Origin of the sequence: Paenibacillus sp. FSL H3-0310 (assembly GCF_038002785.1) — a bacterium.
GTDB classification, from domain to species: domain Bacteria; phylum Bacillota; class Bacilli; order Paenibacillales; family Paenibacillaceae; genus Paenibacillus_AQ; species Paenibacillus_AQ odorifer.
In genome coordinates this window covers 1,323,465-1,345,044 of sequence record NZ_JBBODC010000002.1, presented here as the reverse complement: position 1 = coordinate 1,345,044, position 21,580 = coordinate 1,323,465, and the positions used below count along the sequence as shown (strand labels likewise).

The 21,580-nt window shown below is 46.8% G+C and carries 18 protein-coding genes; 7 read left to right on the top strand and 11 right to left on the bottom strand.

Going from position 1 to position 21,580, the window contains the following annotated elements; all coding sequences use genetic code 11:
• Positions 1-17 precede the first annotated feature (17 nt).
• The 3 genes from MHH63_RS25430 (at position 18) to MHH63_RS25420 (ending at position 2,543) form a co-directional block, all read left to right on the top strand.
• Complete coding sequence (locus MHH63_RS25430; RefSeq protein WP_341172222.1) at positions 18-713, top strand: futalosine hydrolase; 696 nt, start codon at positions 18-20, stop codon at positions 711-713.
• Entirely contained in the window at positions 713-1,564 is an 852-nt protein-coding gene (locus MHH63_RS25425; RefSeq protein WP_339812953.1) for a 1,4-dihydroxy-6-naphthoate synthase, read from the top strand. Before MHH63_RS25430 ends, MHH63_RS25425 begins: the two co-directional genes overlap by 1 nt.
• Positions 1,565-1,721: 157 nt before the next feature.
• Entirely contained in the window at positions 1,722-2,543 is an 822-nt protein-coding gene (locus MHH63_RS25420) for a class I SAM-dependent methyltransferase (protein WP_076181960.1), read from the top strand.
• Positions 2,544-2,749: 206 nt separating this feature from the next.
• Here MHH63_RS25420 and MHH63_RS25415 read toward each other — a convergent pair whose 3' ends face one another.
• The 6 genes from MHH63_RS25415 to MHH63_RS25390 form a co-directional block, all read right to left on the bottom strand.
• The gene (locus MHH63_RS25415) at positions 2,750-4,117 is read right to left on the bottom strand and encodes a sensor histidine kinase (protein WP_341172221.1); all 1,368 of its coding nucleotides are present in this window, start codon (positions 4,115-4,117) and stop codon (positions 2,750-2,752) included.
• The gene (locus tag MHH63_RS25410; protein ID WP_038573732.1) at positions 4,114-4,788 is read right to left on the bottom strand and encodes a response regulator transcription factor; all 675 of its coding nucleotides are present in this window, start codon (positions 4,786-4,788) and stop codon (positions 4,114-4,116) included. The genes MHH63_RS25415 and MHH63_RS25410 overlap by 4 nt, the downstream gene beginning before the upstream one ends.
• Positions 4,789-4,993: 205 nt before the next feature.
• Positions 4,994-6,067 carry an ABC transporter substrate-binding protein gene (locus tag MHH63_RS25405; protein WP_341172220.1) on the bottom strand — a complete coding sequence of 358 codons (1,074 nt, stop codon included), beginning with the start codon at positions 6,065-6,067 and terminating at the stop codon, positions 4,994-4,996.
• Entirely contained in the window at positions 6,064-6,897 is an 834-nt protein-coding gene (locus tag MHH63_RS25400) for an ABC transporter permease (RefSeq protein WP_076099717.1), read from the bottom strand. The genes MHH63_RS25405 and MHH63_RS25400 overlap by 4 nt, the downstream gene beginning before the upstream one ends.
• Positions 6,887-7,699 carry an ABC transporter permease gene (locus MHH63_RS25395; RefSeq protein ID WP_036682096.1) on the bottom strand — a complete coding sequence of 271 codons (813 nt, stop codon included), beginning with the start codon at positions 7,697-7,699 and terminating at the stop codon, positions 6,887-6,889. Before MHH63_RS25395 ends, MHH63_RS25400 begins: the two co-directional genes overlap by 11 nt.
• Positions 7,689-8,798, bottom strand: a complete 1,110-nt coding sequence (locus MHH63_RS25390; protein WP_036682445.1) for an ABC transporter ATP-binding protein — start codon at positions 8,796-8,798, stop codon at positions 7,689-7,691. The genes MHH63_RS25395 and MHH63_RS25390 overlap by 11 nt, the downstream gene beginning before the upstream one ends.
• Before the next feature lie 309 nt (positions 8,799-9,107).
• Here MHH63_RS25390 and MHH63_RS25385 point away from each other — a divergent pair, with 309 nt between their 5' ends.
• A complete protein-coding gene (locus tag MHH63_RS25385; protein ID WP_052097383.1) occupies positions 9,108-10,208 on the top strand; it encodes an FUSC family protein in 1,101 nt (366 codons plus the stop codon).
• A gap of 86 nt (positions 10,209-10,294) precedes the next feature.
• On the opposite strand, the gene MHH63_RS25380 is transcribed toward MHH63_RS25385, so the two are convergent.
• On the bottom strand, positions 10,295-11,185 hold the full coding sequence (locus MHH63_RS25380) for a DMT family transporter (RefSeq protein ID WP_036682097.1): 891 nt from the start codon (positions 11,183-11,185) through the stop codon (positions 10,295-10,297).
• Between the two features lie 97 nt (positions 11,186-11,282).
• On the opposite strand from MHH63_RS25380, the gene MHH63_RS25375 reads away from it, so the two are divergent.
• From MHH63_RS25375 to MHH63_RS25365, 3 genes are read left to right on the top strand one after another with little or no spacing between them, the layout of a single operon-like run.
• Positions 11,283-12,155, top strand: coding sequence for a LysR family transcriptional regulator (locus MHH63_RS25375; protein WP_038574974.1), 873 nt, complete (start codon positions 11,283-11,285; stop codon positions 12,153-12,155).
• 35 nt (positions 12,156-12,190) lie between these two features.
• Entirely contained in the window at positions 12,191-13,165 is a 975-nt protein-coding gene (locus MHH63_RS25370; RefSeq protein ID WP_076191692.1) for an aldo/keto reductase, read from the top strand.
• Between the two features lie 42 nt (positions 13,166-13,207).
• On the top strand, positions 13,208-14,599 hold the full coding sequence (locus MHH63_RS25365; RefSeq protein ID WP_339170390.1) for an aldehyde dehydrogenase: 1,392 nt from the start codon (positions 13,208-13,210) through the stop codon (positions 14,597-14,599).
• 51 nt (positions 14,600-14,650) lie between these two features.
• On the opposite strand, the gene pgmB is transcribed toward MHH63_RS25365, so the two are convergent.
• The 4 genes from pgmB to MHH63_RS25345 all read right to left on the bottom strand — a co-directional run bounded on the left by pgmB (position 14,651) and on the right by MHH63_RS25345 (position 21,477).
• Positions 14,651-17,656: a beta-phosphoglucomutase gene (gene pgmB / locus MHH63_RS25360; RefSeq protein ID WP_081383184.1), complete on the bottom strand. Its 3,006-nt coding sequence runs from the start codon at positions 17,654-17,656 to the stop codon at positions 14,651-14,653.
• A 46-nt stretch (positions 17,657-17,702) separates the two neighbouring features.
• Complete coding sequence (locus MHH63_RS25355; RefSeq protein ID WP_341172219.1) at positions 17,703-18,794, bottom strand: carbohydrate ABC transporter permease; 1,092 nt, start codon at positions 18,792-18,794, stop codon at positions 17,703-17,705.
• Positions 18,794-19,912, bottom strand: a complete 1,119-nt coding sequence (locus tag MHH63_RS25350; protein ID WP_232061475.1) for a carbohydrate ABC transporter permease — start codon at positions 19,910-19,912, stop codon at positions 18,794-18,796. Before MHH63_RS25350 ends, MHH63_RS25355 begins: the two co-directional genes overlap by 1 nt.
• 143 nt (positions 19,913-20,055) lie before the next feature.
• Entirely contained in the window at positions 20,056-21,477 is a 1,422-nt protein-coding gene (locus tag MHH63_RS25345) for an ABC transporter substrate-binding protein (RefSeq protein ID WP_341172218.1), read from the bottom strand.
• Positions 21,478-21,580 lie beyond the last annotated feature (103 nt).

Below are 21,580 nucleotides of genomic sequence, written 5' to 3'. Positions count from 1 at the left end.
CTAAAGGAGGCGACCTGATGAGTTCGTTCAATCCAACCCCTACCGAAGAAGCTATGGAGGGGCAGGCTGGAGCACGACGCGTGCTGATCGTGACAGCCGTAGACGCGGAGCGTGACGCGGTCCTGCGCGGCCTGCAAGGCAGCGACAGGTTCCATGTTATCGCTGCCGGCGCTGGGCCGGCAGCGGCGGCGGCGGGAACCGCCGCGGCACTCGCAGCCGGTACTTACGGCTGCGTATTGAGCGTCGGGATCGGCGGCGGATTCCCGGGGCTGGCGCCTTTAGGCTCGCTGGTTGTAGCCAGCGAGATGATTGCCGCCGACCTCGGGGCCGAGACGCCGGAGGGCTTCCGCAGCGCTGCCGAGCTCGGCTTCGGCAGCGTGTCCGTGCCGGCTGACCGCGGCACGGTGCAAGCGGTTTCGGCCGCGCTGGCTGCGGCCGGGTTACCCGTAAGCACGGGCATCGTGCTTACGGTCTCGACGGCGACCGGCACCGCGGAGACGGCCGCCGCCCATCTCGCGCGGCATCCCCATGCCGTCGCGGAAGCGATGGAAGGCCACGGAGTCGCCGTGGCCGCTCAGGCGCTGGGGCTCCCGGTACTGGAGCTCCGCGCCATCTCGAACCCGGTCGGTCCCCGCGACCGGGCCGCTTGGAAGATCGGTGATGCAATGGAAGCATTAACGGCGGCAGCCGCTATATTACTGGAGGTGCTGTAATGACAACTGAGCTTAATATCGCTTTTTCCCCTTGCCCTAACGATACCTTTGTATTTCATGCCTGGGCGCACGGGCTTGTCCCAAATGCACCTAAGCTGAATGTAACCTATGCCGACATTGATATTACCAATACGCTGGCTGCTGACGGAGAAGGACCAGAAGTCCTCAAAATCTCCTACGCTGCTCTGCCTTGGGTTCTGGAGCGGTACAAACTGCTGCCATGCGGCGGTGCTTTAGGACGCGGCTGCGGCCCGCTGCTGCTTACAGCAAGTGGACCCCATGCGGTCAAACGCCCAGAAAAGCTAGCCGGACGCCGGATTGCTGTACCTAGCGAACGCTCTACGGCTTATTTGCTTTTCCGATTATGGGCAGCACAAAATGTAACTGGAGGCATCGGCGAAATAGTCGTAATGCCTTTCGATGAGATTATGCCTGCCGTACGGGATGGCCATATCGATGCAGGGCTGGTAATTCACGAAGCCCGCTTCACTTACGCCTCTTATGGTCTTAATATGCTGACTGATCTAGGCAGCTGGTGGGAAAGCGATACCGGACTGCCCATTCCTCTCGGCGCTATCATTGCCCGCCGTGATTTAGATGCCGATGCTATCACCAGCTGGATTCGCAGCTCTCTTCAGTATGCGTGGGATCATCCAACGGATTCCAGAGACTATGTGCTTAGCCATGCTCAAGAGTTGGCTCCTGAAGTGGCTAAATCCCACATCGATCTCTACGTGAATGACTTCTCGATGAATCTGGGTGATGACGGCTATGCCGCAATCTCTGCCCTGCTTAATCGTGCTGCGGCAGAAGGACTTGTGCCTGCAATCGATCCAGCACTGCTTCGTTAGCATTTACCAGATAGTTTAACAATCCCCGGCTACACCTATAAGGTGTTCTCCGGGGATTTTATTTATTCTACGTAGCCTTCCAGCCAGACATTATTTGGCTTATCGAACCAGTGATTATACAATAGACCTATAAACATGATCTATGAGGGAGGATCACATGATACCTGAAAAAAACAGCAAACAAAACATCGACCGCTTTCTGGGCTTTCAAAATGAATATGACCGCTACCGTCCCGAAGCCCCTGAGATGATTATCAAATTGCTAACAGATTACCTAGGTACCACCCCTTCACTCGTCGCAGATATAGGCTGCGGTACGGGTTTGTCTACTTTTCTCTGGAACGATGTCGCAGAACGCGTAATCGGTATCGAACCCAATCCAGATATGTTGGGAAAAGCAATCGATAAACTTAGCAGATTAGAAGAACCCCAATCAATTACTTTTGTGCAAGGCTACTCTAACCAGCTTCCGCTTGCATCAGATAGTGTAGACATAGTTACCTGCTCGCAATCATTCCACTGGATGGATCCTGAAAGTACACTGCAAGAAATCTCCCGGGTCTTAAAAAAAGGCGGAGTCTTTGCCGCCTACGATTGCGATTGGCCTTTATCTCTTCAGCAAAATGTAGAAGAACGATACAACCAGCTGATCTCCAAAACAGAAGAATTGCTGGCTTCGCTTTTACCTAATGAGGAGAGAGCACATAAATGGGACAAAGAAGGTCATTTGTCACGGATCAAAGCTAGTGGGGCCTTCTCTTTTGCCAGAGAAATCGTATTCCACAACCTAGAGTCCTGCGATGCCCAGCGATATATTGGTTTAACCCTAAGTCAAGGGGGAGTGCAAACCGTAATGAAACTAGACGCTACCTTGCTTGAGCAAGACATCGCCGATTACACCGCCGCAGTTGAACAGCATTTTAAAGGCAGAACATTAGAGGTTCTAATCAGCTACCGAATGAGAATCGGCATCAAATAATCTTCGATCGCAACCAAAAACGCCCCGCCCCCTCATATGAGGAGTTCGGAGCGTTTTCTTCTTTTTTATTTAACTTCTTCCATGAACCCTGAGGTTCTCCACGATCACTATTGCTCCTAATACTTTCAGCAACAGGTTACGCACTTTATGTTTTATGAAGAATGCGGGTGCATTCAAGCCCTCGCAAGGTACCGCTTGGAAGCTAATTACTCTGTCGGGGCTATAATTGGCAGGGTGACGATGATGGTCGTTCCTTGGCCTGGTTCGCTTTCCACGCGGATATCCCCTTTATGAAGCGTTACGATCTGTTTAACAATGGCAAGTCCCATCCCGCTGCCGCCATATTTACGGCTGTGGGATCGATCAGCCTTAAAGAACCGTTCAAATATACGTTGCTGATCCTCAAGTGAAATCCCGATGCCAGTGTCTGTTATCCGAACGGTCACGTTGTTGATATCTTGTTTGAGGCTGACGTTAATTACACTGTTATCCTTAGAAAACTTGATGCTGTTGCCAAGGAGATTGGTCCATACCTGACTTAACAGGTCATAATCAGCCAGTAGGATAATAGGCTTTAGATCAAGGTCGAAGCTGATGTTACGAGCTGACCATTGCGGCTGAATCGCTACGATTACTCTTCTTATCTGTTCGTCCAGATTGAATGTAGTTAGCCGTAGCTGCTGGGACTGCGATTCTAATAAACTCAGCTTCAGCAGGCTGTCACTCATTTTAGACATCCGTTCTGCTTCAGCGATAATAATATCCAGATAACGATTTCGCTCTTGTTCTGCAAGATCTACTCGCTTGAGCGCAATCGCATACCCAGATATTGAGGTGAGCGGAGACTGGACCTCATGCGACACATTGGATACAAACTCCTTACGCATTTGCTCAAGCTGCTGCAGATCGTGCATCATTTCTTCAAAGCTGCGAGCCAAGGTACCTAGCTCACCGGTTTGCTTAATATTCAGCTCGACGTTAAAATCACCAGCTGCTATTCTTCTGGTCGCTTTGGTTAGCTTCTTAATCGGTCTGACTAAGAACATTGCAGCTACCAGAATCAAGAGGCTTCCAGCTATCAATGAATAGAGCAAGAAATTTAATACCAAGTTCCTTCTGGCAGTGACGGAAGGGGGATTAAGCGTCTCCACAAACATCGCTTTGGTACCGTCTTCCGTTCTCAGTTGTAAGCCTAGGAGAAGCGCAGAAATATTCCTGTTATGAGGTTGATATACTTCTCCTGCGAGAACTTTTTTTATTTCTTCCATAGTTACAGGGACCGGCTTGTGCCCATTAAGCGTTCCGTAAGATTGGAATTTACCCGCTTCATCGAAAATTCGGATGTGGTAGGAATCAAGCTGCTTCATTCCACTTACGAAAGAGTTGGCTTCACGAAATGGGAAGGTCTCGTAAACCCTGACAATATCCTGCCCAAAATGCAATAAGGGAATTCGCGTGTTCTCGTTCAGTTTATCTTCGAATACCCAAGTTGCCACAAACAAAGCAATGATTGTGCCCCCGATTACGGAGGCTAGGAAGGTCAGGACAACGCGTGTATATATAGATCTGATCATTCATGCACCTCAAGCCTGTAGCCAAGTCCACGCACCGTCTCAATACGAAAATCAGGGGTAGTCGCGAACCGTTCACGCAGGCGTTTGATATGCACGTCAATCGTCCGATCATCTCCAGCATAATCAATTCCCCAAATTTGATCGATCAACTGCTCGCGCGTATAGACTTGTCCAGGGGTTCCAGCAAGCTTGTACAGCAACTCGAACTCCTTAAGGGGTAAGGGAAATGACTCCGTACCTTTCATCACCTTATAGGTCTGCCGATCAAGGATGACATTGCCAATTTGGATCATCTGCGTGGAGCCAATCCGATATCGTTTCAGCAATGACCTAACACGAACCGTCAGCTCTAACGGATCGAACGGTTTAGTTAAATAATCGTCCGTGCCTAATTCGAAGCCCTTCACTTTCTCCCAGGTTTCGCCTCTGGCAGTCAATATAAGTAATGGAAGATCAGGATTAGCTCTGCGGAGCTCCTTACAAAGCATCCAACCATCCATATTTGGCATCATAATATCCAGCACGACAAGATCGACATGTGTTCCAGCATATACGGCGAGCGCTTCCTTGCCATCCACAGCTTCAACTGTTTCGAATCCGTCGTTGCGGAGAAATAAACAGACAAGTTCGCGAATGTTCGCATCGTCGTCAGCAACCAGTATAGTAGGCATTCGTTTCCTCTTTTCCTGTTGTCCATTCTTACTATTATACTATATTATACTTTCGGCTAAACTGTCTGTTGTCTTGAGACTACACGATGATCAAACCGAAAAAGAGCGTCTAACACGGTTACCCGTATGTAGACGCTCTTAATGTCGTTTCGCTTTAGCTTTAGCTTTAGCTTTAGCTTTAGCTTTAGCTTTAGCTTTAGTCAGCTTACTTCTTATTCATCTTAAACATTAGGAACAGCTCATTATAATGAGCAAGCATCCGTTTGCCAAGGTTATCGTATACTTCAAGCCGGTCCGTAATTTCGGCTGGTGGATAGAAACGGGTATCCTCAGAAGTTTCCTCAGGAAGCAGCTCCAGTGCAGGAATGTTAGGCGTGGAATAACCTACATATTCTGCATTCTTAGCAGCAACGTCTGGGCGGAGCATGAAGTTGATGAACTGATGCGCTCCATCCACATTTTTCGCTGTCCGAGGAATAACCATGTTATCAAACCATTTGTTCGAGCCTTCTTCCGGCACTACATAATCCAGCTTATCATTCTCGTCCATGATCTCGGAAGCATCGCCGGACCAGACAATCCCAACCGCAGCTTCTTCATTTGCCAGCAGCATCTTGATCTCATCACCGACAATCGCCTTCACGTTAGGAGACAACTTGTTGAGCTTAGTCAGTGCTTCCTGCAGATGTGCCTCATCCTTGTCATTAACGGAATAATGCATGCTGTTCAAGGCCATGCCCATCACTTCACGGGCTCCGTCTACCAGGAAGATGTTATTATGCAGTCTGCTGTCCCAGAGAGAATCCCAGCTGGTGAAGTCCATGCCCTTGGTCATTTCCGGATTGAAAATAATCCCGACGGTCCCCCAGAAATAAGGTACAGAATATTTGTTACCCGGATCAAACGAGAGGTCCATAAAGCGTGAATCAATATTCTTTAGATTCGAAATCTTGCTATGATCCAGCGGGATGAGCAGATCTTCTTCTTTCATCTTAGCAATGGCATAATCCGAAGGGATTACAACATCAAAGGTAGTTCCGCCCTGCTCAACCTTGGTCAACATAGCTTCATTGGAATCGAAGGTTTGATAAATGACTGTTAAGCCGGTCTCTTTTTCAAATTCCTTCAATAGATCCGGATCGACATAGTCGCCCCAGTTATAGATAGTCAGTGTGTTTCCACCCGAATATCCCTCTCTCGAATTCATCCAAGATCCCAAGTACATGAGCGCAAATGCCGTGATAAGGATCGCCAGAAAAGCATTTATCAGCTGTTTCATCTAGGCACCCCCGCTTCTGCAACAGGCTCCGCCACCGCTTCTGCTGTGTTATGACGATTTTTCTTAAGGGTCAGGAAGTAATAACCAACCACAAGCAGAATGGTGAACAGGAAGATCATTGTCGACAGCGCATTAATCGATAGCGACACCCCTTGCCGGGCTCTAGAGTATATCTCAACCGATAACGTCGAATAACCGTTGCCTGTTACGAAGAACGTAACCGCAAAGTCATCCAGTGAATACGTAAGCGCCATAAAAAATCCGCTGAATATCCCTGGTTTAATAATCGGCAAAATTACTTTAGTCAGCACATCCTTACGGCTTGCCCCAAGATCACGGGCTGCATCCGTTAATGTAGGGCTCATTTCCTGTAGATGCGGCAAAATCATCAATACGGCAATCGGTACGCTGAATGCAACGTGTGAAAGCAGAACAGACGCGAAACCCAGCTTGATGCCAGCTATGGTGAACAGGATAAGGAACGAAGCACCAATAATGACATCTGGACTGACGATCAGCACGTTATTCAGAGACAGCAAGGTGTTCTTGGCGCGGCGATTCTGCACACTTTTAATGGCCAGCGCACCAATAATAGCGATAAGGGTCGCAATAGCCGAGGATAGCAGCGCGATCACAAGCGTATTGATTACGATGATGATCAGGCGCTTATCTTGGACCACCTCACGGTAGTAATCCAGCGTGAAGCCCTCGAACTTATGCATCGTCCCCCCACTGTTGAACGAATAGTACATTAAATAGAAGATAGGTGCATACAGAACAATGAACACCAGAACTAGGTAGAGGTTAGAGAATCCATTTTTATTTCTCATTCCGCGCCCCTTTCCGCGATCCGCCTGTGATAATCATAAACAGCGCCATAATGGCAATCAGAAACACTGCAACTGTAGAACCCATGCCCCAGTCCTGAGTGACCAGGAAATGCTGCTCGATTGCGGTGCCCAGCGTAATGACCCTGTTGCCTGCAATCAGACGGGTGATCATAAACAGGGACAGCGCAGGTATGAATACTGCCATACAGCCTGAGCGTACTCCCGAAATGGTCAGCGGAAAAATAACACGTCTAAACGTGGTCCAGCCCGAAGCCCCTAAATCACGTGCCGCATCCAGCAAGGATAAATTCAAATCCTCCAAAGCGCTGTATATCGGCAGGATCATAAACGGAATAAAAATATAGACAGATACAAATACAAAACTGAAGCCCGTAAACAGAATTTGCTGTTCTCCGATTCCAAGCAGATCAAAGAAATTATTGATCGGACCAAATGTACCGAATATCCCTATAAAAGCGTAGGTTTTTAGCAGCAAATTAATCCATGTCGGCAAAATAATCAGCAATAACCACAGCTGCTTATGTTTGGTTCTCGTCAACAGATAAGCCGCCGGATAGGCAACCAGCAAAGAGAATGCTGTAATCAGAAACGCGTACCAGAACGAGGTCAGCGTCATTTTTAAATATACAGGGGTGAAGAAACTGACGTAATTATCCAGAGTAATATGGCCATCCAAATCAAATAACGAATAATAGATGACAAGCACTACCGGTGCAATTACAAACAATGCGATCCAGAGGTAATAAGGGATGAGATAGTACGATTTGCCCTTATTCTTCATGACTCTCCACCTCGCCATAAGCTTCCAGACGTCTGTCGAATTCTTCCTCCGTTTCACCGAAACGCATAACATGAATCGCTTCCGGATCAAAATAAAGGCCAATTTCACTGCCTACAGTCGCCTTACGTGTAGAATGCACAAGCCATTCATGCCCGGATTCATCATAACAGCTGATTTCATAATGCACGCCCCGGAATAGCTGGGAATCAACCCGCACACGTAGTTTACCCTGTTCTAGCGTAGAAATTTCCAAATCCTCAGGACGAATAACAATCTCTACGGATTCATTCGGTTTAAGCCCGGCATCGAAACATTCGAAGCGGCGGCCGTTAAACTCCACCAGATAATCCTCGATCATAACTCCCGGCACAATGTTCGATTCGCCAATAAAATCCGCCACAAAACGGTTAATCGGCTCATCATAAATATCGTTAGGGGTGCCGCTTTGCTCGATTTTTCCTTTATTCATGACAAAAATCCAGTCGGACATCGCGAGTGCCTCTTCCTGGTCATGCGTTACAAAAATAAAGGTAATGCCTAACCGCTGCTGCATTTCCCGCAGTATGTACTGCATCTCCGTGCGCAGCTTGAGATCTAGCGCCGATAGAGGCTCGTCCAGCAGTAGAACCTGTGGCTCATTCACAATCGCCCGGGCAATGGCAACCCGCTGGCGCTGACCGCCGGACATTTCGTTAATCGCACGCTGCTCATAACCCACAAGGTTAACGAAGCTTAGCGCTTCCTGCACCTTCTTCGTGATAACGTCCTTCTTAAGCTTCTTAATACGCAGTCCGAAAGCCACATTCTCGAATACGTTCAGGTGTGGAAACAATGCGTAATCCTGAAATACCGTATTGACCTGCCGCTCATTGGCGGGAATGTGGTTAATTACTTTTCCATTTAAATAAATAGAACCGCTCGTTGGCTCAGCGAACCCGGCGATCAATCGAAGAATAGTCGTTTTACCACAGCCAGATGGACCAAGTAGTGTATAGAATTTGCCGCGCTCTATCTCAAAGCTGACTCCTTTTAACACCGGATCTTCGTCGTCATATTGCTTAGTAACTTCTTCAAATGAAATGATGGTACCTTCCTGAATAGCTATAGCTAACAACCTCCCTTACCTTAGTAATACAATACTATTTTACCCGCATCTTGCGGAGAACAATCGAAATGAGTATGCTCAGCGCTAATAAGCGACAATTTTCCCTCTCCTTCGACGCTCCAATAGATATAGCATATTAGATTGTACCATTATATGCGATAGCTTACATTGTTAAATGCTAAGCATAAACTTAACAAGTTTGTAAAAAGTCCAGTCTTCCCTGCCCTTTTTGAGGTGCTATAATGAAAACGAACTGAAAAGCCAGTGTGGTTTTCTTATTTTTGCGAAAGAAGATGAATGATAATGAACGAGGGGTTACTAGACCGCCTTGAAAAATATGGATTCTCGCTTTACATGATACGAATTACGCTTGCCGCATCACTATCCTGGGTAGCCGTACACAGTTTATATGGTGACCAATATTTATACTTTGCACCGCTTGCAGCCATTCTAATTACTCAAGCCAGTGTGAAGGCTTCACTTGAAAAAGGAATCTACCGCCTGATCGGCATTATTATCGGCGGAATCGTCAGCCTGATTGTAGGCCAATTCTTCGATGTAGGTGCATTTTCCATTCTGCTAATTCTGCTCATCGGGATTGGAATTGCCACAGCCTGTCGGATGAATATCCAAGCGGTTTCGCAGGTGGGGGTGACCTCGGTTCTGGCCCTTACCTTTTATCACAATGATTACGTGCTGTGGAGAGTCGCCGAAACCTTTATTGGTGTGCTCATTGCCTTGATCATCAATATGATTATCGTTCCACCGAACAGGTTCGTCAAGGTAAAAGCATTGGCACTCGATGGAAGCCTTCTACTTTCGGATGCTTTAAAAGGTCTCGTAGGCATAAGAAGAGATTCATCAAAGGATAATAATATGCTGGAGCAAGCAGGTAAACTGCTGTCTGCCAGCAATCAACAACAGAAGGAAATGTTCTATACCATTGCTCACTATCAGTGTCGTGGTGATCTAAAGGGACTTATACAAGCCACGGCACATCTAAAGACCATTCATTCCTATGTTAAAGAAATTGCCGATGATATTTGCTTGCTGCCAGCACATCATGCCAATTCTGACTGGATGCTGGAAGTGCTGGAGGCAACAGCCGATTGTATAGCTGTTTATGGTACCAAGACCTTATCCAAGGCTGAATGCCAACGTTCACTTACAGATTGTCTGCATCGTGCCCGCGACTTGCAGGCGGCCAGCTTCTCTGAACTGCAAGGACGGTGCTCACTGTCATCAGTTCGTGATCTAGGAGCGCTCTTCAGTCACTTAAACCGGGTACTCGAAGAAGTGGAACGCGCTAGTTCTGCTACTTACGTAGTTGCAGCTCGGCCTTCAACAGCTGAAATCACACGCGCTATACGCTTAATTAAAAAAGGACTCTCCCAGAAGCTCTAAGCTTGGGAGTGTCCTTTTTTTATGTTCAATCCCTATTAGACATAATGCCCTTTAGCACGATTGGTTACTACAACCATCCAACAAATTTAACTGACTGATTGTTTGGCAGCACGCCCTATCTTCACATTTACCAGTACAATACTGCTGACAATCAGCAATAATCCGATCACAAGGTTTATGGTAATCTGCTCTTTCAAAAAAACTACGCTGGTTGCTATCGAGATCAGGGGGATCAAGAAGGTGAATGAACCTACTTTTCCTGCTTCTCCTTCGTTAATCAGCTTGAAATAAATTAGCCAGCCCAGAGCAATAACAAAGATTGCGATAAACAAGGTATCCACAATAAAGGTTCCACTCCAGGTGATATCCGACCATTTCTCCGTAGCTGATCCCGAAAGTAGCAGAATGATGCCACCGATCGTGATTTGCATAGCCGTCATCCACAGCATATCCACACGTACAGCATTCCGTTTCATATATATTGTTCCTAATGCCCAGCTTAAGGCACTGGCTAAAGCCAACACAATTCCCCATATGGAGATACTCCCATTAATTCCGCCGATACTAAGAGAGGCTACCCCGAGAAAGCCAAGCAGCAAACCAGCCATTTTAAGCCCGTACATGCTCTCACCTAACCACAGCCAAGAAAAAATACCTAACAATACAGGCTGCAAAAATACAATCGATGAGAACAATCCCGCCGGAACATACTGCAAGCCAATTGTCTGAAATCCATAATAGAACACAATACTAAGTACCGCCGAGATCAGATAGATCGGCCAGAGCTGCTTGAAGCGAAGCTCCTTCACCTTGGGCAGTGCAATTAGAATCAGAATAATACCGCCTACCACGGTTCGAATACCTGCAAATAATAGAGGTGGAGCATAGTCTAAGGCGATTTTGGATATAGGCCAATTAATGCCCCATACAATCACCAAAAAAATAAGAAGGATCATACTTTTCTTCTGCTGATTCATTTGTTCACTTCCTTGGTGTAGATTCATCACAAATGATACAATAAACAAGAGCATAAATGAAATGAATAATAATCATAAGGGGCATATCATATTTGTTATGAACAATACTCAAATTCGTTTATTCGTCAAAATCGCCGAAAGCGGCAGCTTTACTAAAGCTGGTGTAGAACTGAATATGACACAGCCTGCGGTCAGCCGGGCGATCTCGTCCCTCGAAGCCGAATTAGACGTGAAGCTCTTGCTTCGAGACCGGCGTAATGGCCTGATGCTTACGGATATCGGCAAACGTATTCTTGTTATTTTCCGTGAAATTCTAATGGGCTTTGATAAGGTCAATCAGGAGATTTACGCGGAGAGAGGTCTTGAAAAAGGAAGTATCCGCATTGGAGCTTTCCCTGTGGCAGCGGCTCATTTTCTACCGAAGATTATTAGCTCTATTACTAAAAGATATCCAAATATTACAATTAGCTTACAGGAGGGTTCTATCGCTGAAGTCAGAGAATGGCTGGATTCAAAAGAAATTGATGTTGGCTTATTGCTCGCTCCCAGTGCAGAATTCGAAACCATTCCATTATATAGAGAGAAATTGTTTGCCGTTTTTAGAGATGACCATCCCCTGCAAAAGCGATCCATTGTATGTGTGCAGGAATTAGCGAACGAGCCCATGTTGATTTGCAAAGCAGGATATGAACCGCCTGTTGTAGAGCTATTCCGCAGAAGTAATAGCCATCTGAATGTAAAATATGTGGTTAATAACTTTGCAACAGCTCTTAATATGGTTCAGGAGGGACTGGCGATCGGCGTGATGTCTGAACTGTCCTTGTTATCTCTGCCTCCAAATGTGGTTACCCGTGAGCTGCAGCCGGATGCTTATAGAGATATCCAAATTGCGGTCAGCTCGCTTGCCGACACTTCAATTGCTGTAAAGCTCTTCATTGAGACAGCGCTGGATCTTTTCACTCAAAAATAAATGGATTAATTAATAGATGATAAGGAGTGCTGAGGATGAACTTTAAAAGACTAGGAAATAGCGGATTACAGGTATCCGCATTAGGACTGGGAACGAACGCTTTCGGCAAACGTGCGGATCAAGAGACCTCCATTCAGATTGTACATGCTGCGCTTGATCAGGGAATTAATTTCATAGACACTGCTAATATTTACGCTGGCTCAGAATCCGAGCGAATCATCGGTCTGGCCTTGGAAGGTAGGAGACATGAGGCTGTTCTAGCAACTAAAGCAGGTTTAGTCAAAAATGAGGGTCCTAACGGTAGCGGCTCCTCCCGTCGCCATTTGCTGCAGGAGCTTGAAGATAGCCTTCGCCGTCTTAAGACGGACTATATCGATCTATACCAGATTCATACCTTTGATCCCTATACGCCGCTTGAAGAAACCTTACGAACCTTGGACGATATGGTATCCTCGGGGAAAGTCCGTTATATCGGGGCCTCCAACTATACAGCATGGCAATTAATGAAGGCGATTGGGATTAGTGAAGCACGCAACTTCACCAAGTACACTTCAATTCAGTGCAGCTACTCCTTAGCAGACCGGACACCGGAGAATGAGCTCCTTTCGCTCTGCCTGGATCAAGGTGTAGGGATCATTCCATACTTTCCACTAGCTGGCGGGATTCTCACAGGCAAATATAATACAAGCGACTCAGCGCCATCGGGGTCCAGAGCAGATACCGATCCTAATTTCAAAAGATTCCTTGATGCTGACCGGATCAAGCTCGGAAGCCAAGTGAGTCAAATTGCTGAGGAAATGGAAACCTCATCTACCGCGCTCTCCTTAGCTTGGCTTATGAATCGGCCTGCCGTCTCGACGGTTATTGTCGGGGCTACGCGTGTGGAACAGCTGGAACAAAATTTGCTTAGTACCTCACTTGTACTTAATGAAGAAACTTCGGCCAAGCTGGATGAAGCCAGTGATTCCTTCCGTTATCGCGAGCCGTTCGCTTTTTACCGGCTCCCATAGAGTCGTATGCTCTAACTTCTTACAAGGATGGAGGAAAGATTAATGACAACCTATACAGCTGACAGCATTCAAGGAATGCTTGAAGAGCATAAGAATTTTTTTAATAGCGGCGTAACTAAGGAGGTTTCTTTTCGTCTCCAGCAGCTGCTCAAGCTTAAGAATATTATTAAACAATACGAAGGACGTATCATCACCGCACTACAACAGGATTTAGGAAAAGGTGAGTTCGAAGCCTATGCCACAGAAATCGGCTTTACGTTGGACAGTATCGGCTACATGATGAAACATCTTAAGCGTTGGGCGAAGCCTGTAAAGGTTCGATCGCCGCTGCACTTATTTCCTGCAAAAAGTTATATTTTAAGTGAGCCTTACGGCACAACGCTCATTATTGGCCCGTTTAATTATCCATTTCAGTTGCTGATTGAGCCCCTGATCGGCGCCATTGCCGCTGGTAACTGCGCTGTCCTCAAGCCATCTGAGAGCACACCTGCCATCTCGTCCGTGGTTGAACAGCTTATTCAAGAGACCTTCGAGCCGCAGTATATCCGCGTAATTCAAGGGGAAAAAGAGACCACTAATTTGCTGATCCACGCCAAGTTTGATTATATTTTCTTTACGGGCAGTGTGCCTGTCGGCAAAATCGTAATGGAAGCGGCAGCGAAAAATTTAGTGCCTGTAACCTTGGAGCTTGGCGGGAAAAGCCCGGTTATTGTTGATAAGACCGCTAATCTTGATATTGCAGCGAAACGGATTGTCTGGGGCAAGCTGCTGAACGCGGGCCAAACCTGTATCGCACCGGATTATCTGTTAGTCCACAAGGATATTGCCAAAGAATTGATCACCAAACTCAAACATCACATCACTGAGTTCTACGGTCAGGATGCACAGCCTAATACAGATTATGGCCGGATCGTGAATGATCGCCAGCTGCAAAGACTTGCTGACCTCATTGCGCGTGATCAGAGCAAGGTGATTATGGGCGGCACCATCGTGCCAGAAGAACGTTATATTGAGCCTACTTTAATCTATCCTGCCACTTGGACGGATGCTGCTATGGAAGATGAGATCTTCGGTCCGATCCTCCCAATATTGGAATATCATCAATTGGATGAGGCCATTCAGAGTATTAATGAACATCCAAAGCCACTGGCACTATACCTATTTACGGAGGATAAGAGTGTAGAACAAGAGGTGCTGTCCCGGGTCTCATTCGGGGGAGGGTGTATCAATGATACGATCTCACATGTGGCGAGCACTTATCTTCCGTTTGGTGGAGTAGGAAACTCTGGAATCGGGGGTTATCACGGGAAGTATAGCTTTGAGGTCTTCTCCCATCATAAAAGCATCGTCAAGCGAGGCACACGGATCGACCTCGGAATCGTGTATCCTCCTTATGGCAATAAAGTGAAGCTGGTTCGAAAAGTAATGAAATAAACAAAGCAGCAAACCTCCCATGATCGGGAGGTTTGCTGCTTATCAGGGTAACTACGCAAACAGCTCTAACAATTTCTCAACACTTATCTCTGCGGTGGAAGCCAGACATAGATCCGCGGTCCCGGTTACGAGCGCCACTCCAGCTCCCACTGACCTCATACCAGCAGCATTAATTGCGGCTATTCCTTCCTCGGTATCCTCAATCGCCACACAGCAGTCTGGGGATATGCCCAGCATCTCCGCAACCTGCAAGTGAATCTCTGGATCTGGCTTGCTTCTACGCAAGTTGCCAGGGTCAGCCACCGCCTGAAACCAATGCCCGATCTGCAAGCGTTCGAGAATCAGCAGCGCATTCTCATTCACTGAAGCCAGTCCGATAGCAATCCCTCTTTGCTGCAAATCGGACAACACGCTGTGGATACCCGGATACAGCTCAGCAGGCGTCATTTGCTGAACCAGCTGTCTATACTTCTCGTTCTTTTTGTTGCAGAGCATTCCCTTTACCGGTTGCGGCAAATTCAGTCCACTACTCTCCAGAATGACTTCTAAAGATTCCATTCGACTTAGGCCCTTAAGACTCTTATGCTTCTCTCGATCAAAAGAAAGCGCAAGCTCATCCGCCAGATCCTTCCAAGCCTCATAATGATACTCTCCAGTGTCAGTAATTATCCCGTCCAGCTCGAAAATAACAGCTTCAAGCTGCTTCACATTCGAAAGCCTCAGCGGCTTCTGTGCAGACAACTGTATAAGGTTTCCCTTATGCATAATCTCAAGCTCTTCGCCCTCCAGCAGTGTATAGATCACTTCTGTATCACTCACAAAAATATCCAATAGCTGTCCAGCGCATGTTATTTTAAACCGATAGCTCTCCCACTGCGCTGGCACACTAGGATTAAATGATAACATCCCGCCGCATAAGCGCATGCCACCAAAACCATTCACAATCGACAGCCAGGAGCCTGCCATAGCAGCAGTGTGCAGTCCATCCTTTACGTTGCGGTTGATATCATCCAAGTCCATCCGTACCGTGCGGTCAAAATAGGAATAGGCTCCCGTCAAATCACCAATCTCAGCAGAGATTATACTGTGGATGCACGGTGACAATGAAGAATCATGCGTCGTCAGCGGCTCATAATAATTATAATTCCGGATCTTATCCGCCAAGCTGAATTGGTCACCCAGTAGAAACATCGCCATTACCAAGTCCGCCTGTTTCAACACCTGATGACGGTAAATTACCAGCGGATGGTAGTTGAGCAGCAGCGGATATTTGTCAGCTGGTGTATGCTCGAAATCCCATTTTTTCTTGGAGAGAAACGTGTCGTCTTGAGCATAAATGCCAAGTCCCTCATCAAAGGGGATAAACATTTTGTCCGCCGCTTCCAGCCACACTAATGTCTCATGCTCAGTCAGACCGATTTTTTGCTTCAGGCGTTCAAAATGCTCAGGATACTGCTTAGACAATATCCCTGCCATCTCGTGTGCATAATAAAGCTGATCCTGGACCATAAAGTTGGTGTATGCATTATTGTTGACGATAGCTGTATATTCATCAGGACCGGTTACTGCATCAATACAAAAGACACCGCCCCTAGCCGGATTAAAGTACCCCAAGTCCAACCAAAAGCGGGAAGTTTCGAATAAAATTTCCGCTCCCTTCGTAACCAAAAAATCATAATCTCCGGTAGCCAGTACATACTGCTTGATGGCATACGCAATATCCGCATTAATATGCATTTGCGCCGTGCCTGCCGGGAAATACGCAGAGTTCTCTGCCCCGTCTATAGTCCGCCAAGGGAACAAGGCTCCCTTCTGCGACATTACCGCTGCACGCTCCCGTGCTTTGTCTAACGTGGCATAACGAAATTCGAGCAGCTTTCGGCTAATCTCCGGCTGTGTGAACGTAAAGAAGGGCAGCATATACATCTCGGTATCCCAGAAATAGTGCCCTTCGTATCCTTCACCCGTTAATCCCTTGGCTCCAATATTCGTAACCCCATCACGGCCTACGGATTGAAGCAGTTGAAAAGCATTAAAGCGAATGCCCTGCTGAAGCGCAAGATCACCATGAATCTCCACATCCGTATGTGCCCAGTATCGATCCAGATAAGCCTGCTGTTCCTGGGCAAGCGCTTCAAACCCGCTATGGTCTGCTAAGTGTAATATTTCAGTACTTCTACTAAGTAGTTCGTCTTCTGGATAATCTTTAGAGGTATGGTAAGAGATATATTTGGTTAGTGAGACGCTTTCCCCACGCTCCACCGGGACGACAAACTGCATGGATAATTTCTGCCCCTCATGCTGTACGGTCCTTTTACCCTCAGATCTTGAATCAAGCTTATGACTTACCCCTGTTAATAGGGCAAACCGGGTATGCCGCGTCCGCTGCTTCATCCATAAGAAGGACTGTCCCGGTTCATGACCGGTATCCTCCAGGAGCAGACTGGGCTCCTTGCCTCCCGAGCCCAATCTGGGATCATCCGTTACCTTAGGTCTTTGGATCTTGCCGTCGATGGATGAAGTGAAGGTAAGCACTCCGCTGAAATTCAGCGCTTTAACCTCATAATCTATCGCCGCCAGATGTTTGTGCTGCAAAGTCACCATCCGCCGGATATGAAGCTGTACCCGGTGACCAGCTGGAGATTCCCAATCTACCTGCCGATGCAGAACCCCGCTTCGCATATCCAGCTTTCGTTCATAATGATGCACTTGCCCACTGTTTAACTGAAAGGTCTGCCCTTCAATACTCAGTTCAATAATCTTGGCATCTGTTACGTTCAGCATCGCTTGATTGCGGGATGGATATCCGTACGCTCCTTCTGGATATACAATGGGCTCCGAATCAAAAAAACCATTCAAATAATTGCCTGTTACAGACGAGCCTGAGCTGCCGTGGTAACCTTCTTCGAAATTACCGCGCATACCAATATATCCATTGCCAAGAGCAAAAATACTCTCGCTTCTTTGATTGTTCTCTTCACTATAAGCTTCCTCATCAAGACTCCACTCCCGGTAAGGATATACCGCCGCCGGATGTACGTATGGTTTCATCTTCATCTCTCTAAGCTCCCCCTGATCACAGTTTCATTCGGGTTCTAAATCATTAACCTTTCACCGACCCACCCATAAGCCCTCTGACGAAATACTTTTGCAGCAGGAAAAAAATAGCGAGCGGCATCAGCATAGAGATAAATGCAGCCGAAGTAAGTAAATGCCAATCGTTGCCTCGTGAGCCAACTAAATCGGCAATTTTCATCGACATAACTTGCACAGACGGTTGATTGCCGATAAAAATCAATGAGACTAAATAGTCATTCCACACCCACAGGAATTGGAAGATTCCGATAGAAGCCAGTGCTGGCACTGATAGAGGCAGAATTAGCCTACTGAATATAGTGAAATGACTTGCCCCATCCATGAAAGCCGATTCGAACAAATCCTTCGGCAATTGACTGATAAAGTTGTACATAAAGTACGTAACCAGCGGTAATCCAAAAGCCGTATGCGCCAGCCAAATTCCCAGATAACTTCCGTTTAGCCCAAGTGCGGTATAATCCTTAAGCACTGGAATAAGCGCAACCTGTATCGGAATGACGAGCATTGCAATAATGATTACAAAAAGGATTCTGCGCCCAGGAAACCGCAGCCAGGCAAAAGCATATGCAGCAAAAGAAGCGATCAGCACCGGAATAACTGTTGCTGGAACAGCAATCGTTAGCGTATTCCAGAAGGCCTGTGACAATCCGGAGCCTTTTTGCACCGTTTCACTACCATCAGCCTGTTTCAGCTTGTATTCCTTACCGGAAAGCACATTATTATAGTTATCCAGCGTGAGATCCGGTGTCATCTTCCAACCTTGTATCTGTTCATTTACGGTACGCGCTCTACGATTCTCCCACATAAGCCGGCTGCCATCTGCCTTCACGCCAGCCTTCAGCTCATCATCTGTATAAGTTTTACCGTTCACCTCAATTGGCTCCCGAAGATCCACATCCTTGGATAGCTGAATCGTCTCTCCAGCCTTCCACTCCTGATGAGGAAAAGCTTTCCACCATCCGGTCTGCAGAATGTCAGAAGCCGGACGGAAGGAGGAAATAAATAGCCCAAGAGTCGGAAGCAGCCAAATAAAACAGATCACACCCAACACGATATTTACAACCGTTTTGCTGCCTTTTCTCTTCTTTTTGCCAGCCATTAGAATCCCCCCTGCTTACGGAACTGACGTAGATTGATTATGATTACAGGCAGCACCGCGATCAGTAGAACAATAGCCAGCGTGGAGCCGTAGCCGAAATTACGGTACATAAAGAATTGCCGGTAGAACTGTGTAGCAACAACCTCTGTATCGTATTGACCTCCTGTCATCACCATGACGACGTCAAATATTTTCAACGTAAAGACGATAATGGTCGTTGTCACTGTCAGAATGGTTGATGAAATATATGGAATCATGATTCCAAAGAAAATCTTCACCTCATTTGCTCCATCCACTCGTGCAGCTTCCAAAATGTCGTCAGGAACCCCTTTGATTGCTGCCGAGAAAATCACCATTGCAAATCCCGTCTGCATCCAGATCAAAATAATAATGAGGAAAAAGTTATTCCACGGCTGAAGCATACTCGTCCAGGCTTGGGGTTCTCCCCCAAAATAAGTAACGATTGCGTTCAACAGCCCGATTTGTTCGTCACCCGGTTGATAGTAATAAACGAATTTCCAAATGACTCCTGCCGCTACAAAGGAAATAGCCATCGGCATAAAGATGATCGATTTGGCGATTTTCTCATAGCTGCTGCGATCGGCAAGAATAGCAATTAAGAGCCCGAATGCTACACAAGCAAGCGTGCCAACGAATACCCAAAGTAAATTGTTACGCAATGCCGTTGCCATCAGATGATCGCTAAAGATCGCTGCATAATTGCTCAGACCCACAAATTTTTCTGAAGAAGCATTAAAAAAGCTCAAATATAATGTTCGCAGTGCAGGCAGGACCAGTAACCAGCCCAGAATAATCACTGCCGGACCAATAAAGATATAAGGCAGCACCTTACGCCGGATATGATCCGGGTACTGCTCAACCGCCCACGTCAGCGTATAGTAAATCAGATAAACACCTAGAACTCCCCAGAGGACAGCCAGAACCGCTGTTAGCAGCGGATTTAATGTGGAATCCCGGAAGAATAAAAAGATTGCGCCGTTAACAACAATATTCGCTAATAACACAACTAGGGACAGCATTACCGCCTTCAGGCTGACGGTTGGCCTAGCTTGTGGTTGTGTTGGCATTTGTGGCTGTGGCTGTGATTGTGCACCCATATTAGCTCCAGCTCCTCCTATAAGTTTTGCGGAGCAAAACTCTTATCATAAGCATCGAACTCACTAGTTAGAAAACAAAAAGAGGGGCAGACAATCCTCTTTTCTCACTGCCCCTCTTTTTACTGTGCGCTTTAAATATTAGGTTAGTTGTTCCAGCCGGACTGGATTTGTTCCAAGGCTTGATCCAGTGTCGCTGTACCGCTCACATAGTCGGTCATCCCTTTCCAGAAGGTGCCTGCACCCACTTTACCTGGCATCAAATCAGAGCCATCAAAACGCAGTGTGGAAGCATCTTGAACCAACTTCGCCATCCGGCGATCGGATTCAGAGGTATACCAATCAAGGGAAGCATCATTCATAGGAGCAATTACGCCGCCAGATTGTACCCAGCTCTTAATCGACTCTCCAGTGGTGAAGAATTCCATGACTGCACGAACCTCTGGACGATCGTTGAACATAGCGTAAATATCACCTGCAACCAGCACTGGTTTACCATATTGTGCATCAATTGGCGGCAAGTAGAACCAATCATAATCCTGATCAACCTTTGCCGTTTCAGGGAAGAAGCTTGTAATAAAGTTACCGAGCATATTAAACCAGGCTTTAGGCGGATCAGTGAACATTGGCGCTGGGGCATCCCCGAAGGATGTTGTCACGATAGACTTAGCACCACCGTAAACATAATCCTTGTTAAGCCAAATTTTAGACATGATTTCAACAGCATTTTTTACTTCTGGTGAAGTAAATGGCAGTTCACCTTTTACCCACTTATCGTAGTTCTCAGGCGTAGTCGTACGAAGCATTATATTTTCGACCCAGTCTGTTGCTGGCCAACCCGTTGCAGCACCGCTCTCAATGCCAATAGCCCAGGCAGGATCGCCATCCTTGGCAATTTGTTCAGTGAGTGCCATCAGCTCATCCCAAGTTTCAGGAACCTTGTAACCTGCATCATCAAATTGTTTCTTTGGATACCATACCAAGCTCTTTACATTACTGCGGTTCCAAATCCCCGCCATGATCTTCCCGTCTTTTCCGTCCATCGTAGACATATCGAGCCAGCTCTTGTTGTAATTAGCCGTCAATTTGTCTTGATCCAGCACACTGGTCAAATCGATAACCTTGCCCGTCTTTGCAATCGATGCCAGCAATCCCGGCTGCGGGAAGTCAGCGATATCAGGAGCATTTCCGCCGTCCACCCGAATATTTATTGTTGCTTCGAACTCCTTGGAGCCCTCGTATTGAATATCGATCCCTGTCTTCTCTTCAAATTCTTTAATGCTGCTCTCAAATTTCACTTGGTCAGCATCTACGAAGGGTCCAAACATGGTTACTTTAGTCCCTTTATATTCACCTTTCATCGCTAAATCTAACGGGGAACCCGAAGGTTCAGCACTAGGTGCATTTGTCGCTTTCTCGGTGTTATCTGCTGTTGGGCTGACTGTTTCCGCCGGTGGATCTGTAGGCGCCGCATTATTGTTGCCTCCGCCGCATGCGCTCAGCGTCATTGTGAAGGATAAACACAGTACTAAAGCCAACGACTTTTTACGTCCTGAGATCTTCTTCATCTTTTGTACATCCCCTTTAATGGTTATAGAGATAACATCATATTCAATCATCCGGGCACCCTGGCATGTATTAGCAGCTTGTAGCAGATCACCTCCTTGCAAA

What these genes read in the sequence shown, in the direction of transcription:
- MHH63_RS25430 (WP_341172222.1), top strand. Translation starts at nt 18, where the DNA reads ATGAGTTCGTTCAATCCAACCCCTACCGAAGAAGCTATGGAGGGGCAG.
- MHH63_RS25425 (WP_339812953.1), top strand. Translation starts at nt 713, where the DNA reads ATGACAACTGAGCTTAATATCGCTTTTTCCCCTTGCCCTAACGATACC.
- MHH63_RS25420 (WP_076181960.1), top strand. Translation starts at nt 1,722, where the DNA reads ATGATACCTGAAAAAAACAGCAAACAAAACATCGACCGCTTTCTGGGC.
- MHH63_RS25415 (WP_341172221.1), bottom strand. Translation starts at nt 4,117, where the DNA reads ATGATCAGATCTATATATACACGCGTTGTCCTGACCTTCCTAGCCTCC.
- MHH63_RS25410 (WP_038573732.1), bottom strand. Translation starts at nt 4,788, where the DNA reads ATGCCTACTATACTGGTTGCTGACGACGATGCGAACATTCGCGAACTT.
- MHH63_RS25405 (WP_341172220.1), bottom strand. Translation starts at nt 6,067, where the DNA reads ATGAAACAGCTGATAAATGCTTTTCTGGCGATCCTTATCACGGCATTT.
- MHH63_RS25400 (WP_076099717.1), bottom strand. Translation starts at nt 6,897, where the DNA reads ATGAGAAATAAAAATGGATTCTCTAACCTCTACCTAGTTCTGGTGTTC.
- MHH63_RS25395 (WP_036682096.1), bottom strand. Translation starts at nt 7,699, where the DNA reads ATGAAGAATAAGGGCAAATCGTACTATCTCATCCCTTATTACCTCTGG.
- MHH63_RS25385 (WP_052097383.1), top strand. Translation starts at nt 9,108, where the DNA reads ATGAACGAGGGGTTACTAGACCGCCTTGAAAAATATGGATTCTCGCTT.
- MHH63_RS25380 (WP_036682097.1), bottom strand. Translation starts at nt 11,185, where the DNA reads ATGAATCAGCAGAAGAAAAGTATGATCCTTCTTATTTTTTTGGTGATT.
- MHH63_RS25375 (WP_038574974.1), top strand. Translation starts at nt 11,283, where the DNA reads ATGAACAATACTCAAATTCGTTTATTCGTCAAAATCGCCGAAAGCGGC.
- MHH63_RS25370 (WP_076191692.1), top strand. Translation starts at nt 12,191, where the DNA reads ATGAACTTTAAAAGACTAGGAAATAGCGGATTACAGGTATCCGCATTA.
- MHH63_RS25365 (WP_339170390.1), top strand. Translation starts at nt 13,208, where the DNA reads ATGACAACCTATACAGCTGACAGCATTCAAGGAATGCTTGAAGAGCAT.
- pgmB (WP_081383184.1), bottom strand. Translation starts at nt 17,656, where the DNA reads ATGAAGATGAAACCATACGTACATCCGGCGGCGGTATATCCTTACCGG.
- MHH63_RS25355 (WP_341172219.1), bottom strand. Translation starts at nt 18,794, where the DNA reads ATGGCTGGCAAAAAGAAGAGAAAAGGCAGCAAAACGGTTGTAAATATC.
- MHH63_RS25350 (WP_232061475.1), bottom strand. Translation starts at nt 19,912, where the DNA reads ATGGGTGCACAATCACAGCCACAGCCACAAATGCCAACACAACCACAA.
- MHH63_RS25345 (WP_341172218.1), bottom strand. Translation starts at nt 21,477, where the DNA reads ATGAAGAAGATCTCAGGACGTAAAAAGTCGTTGGCTTTAGTACTGTGT.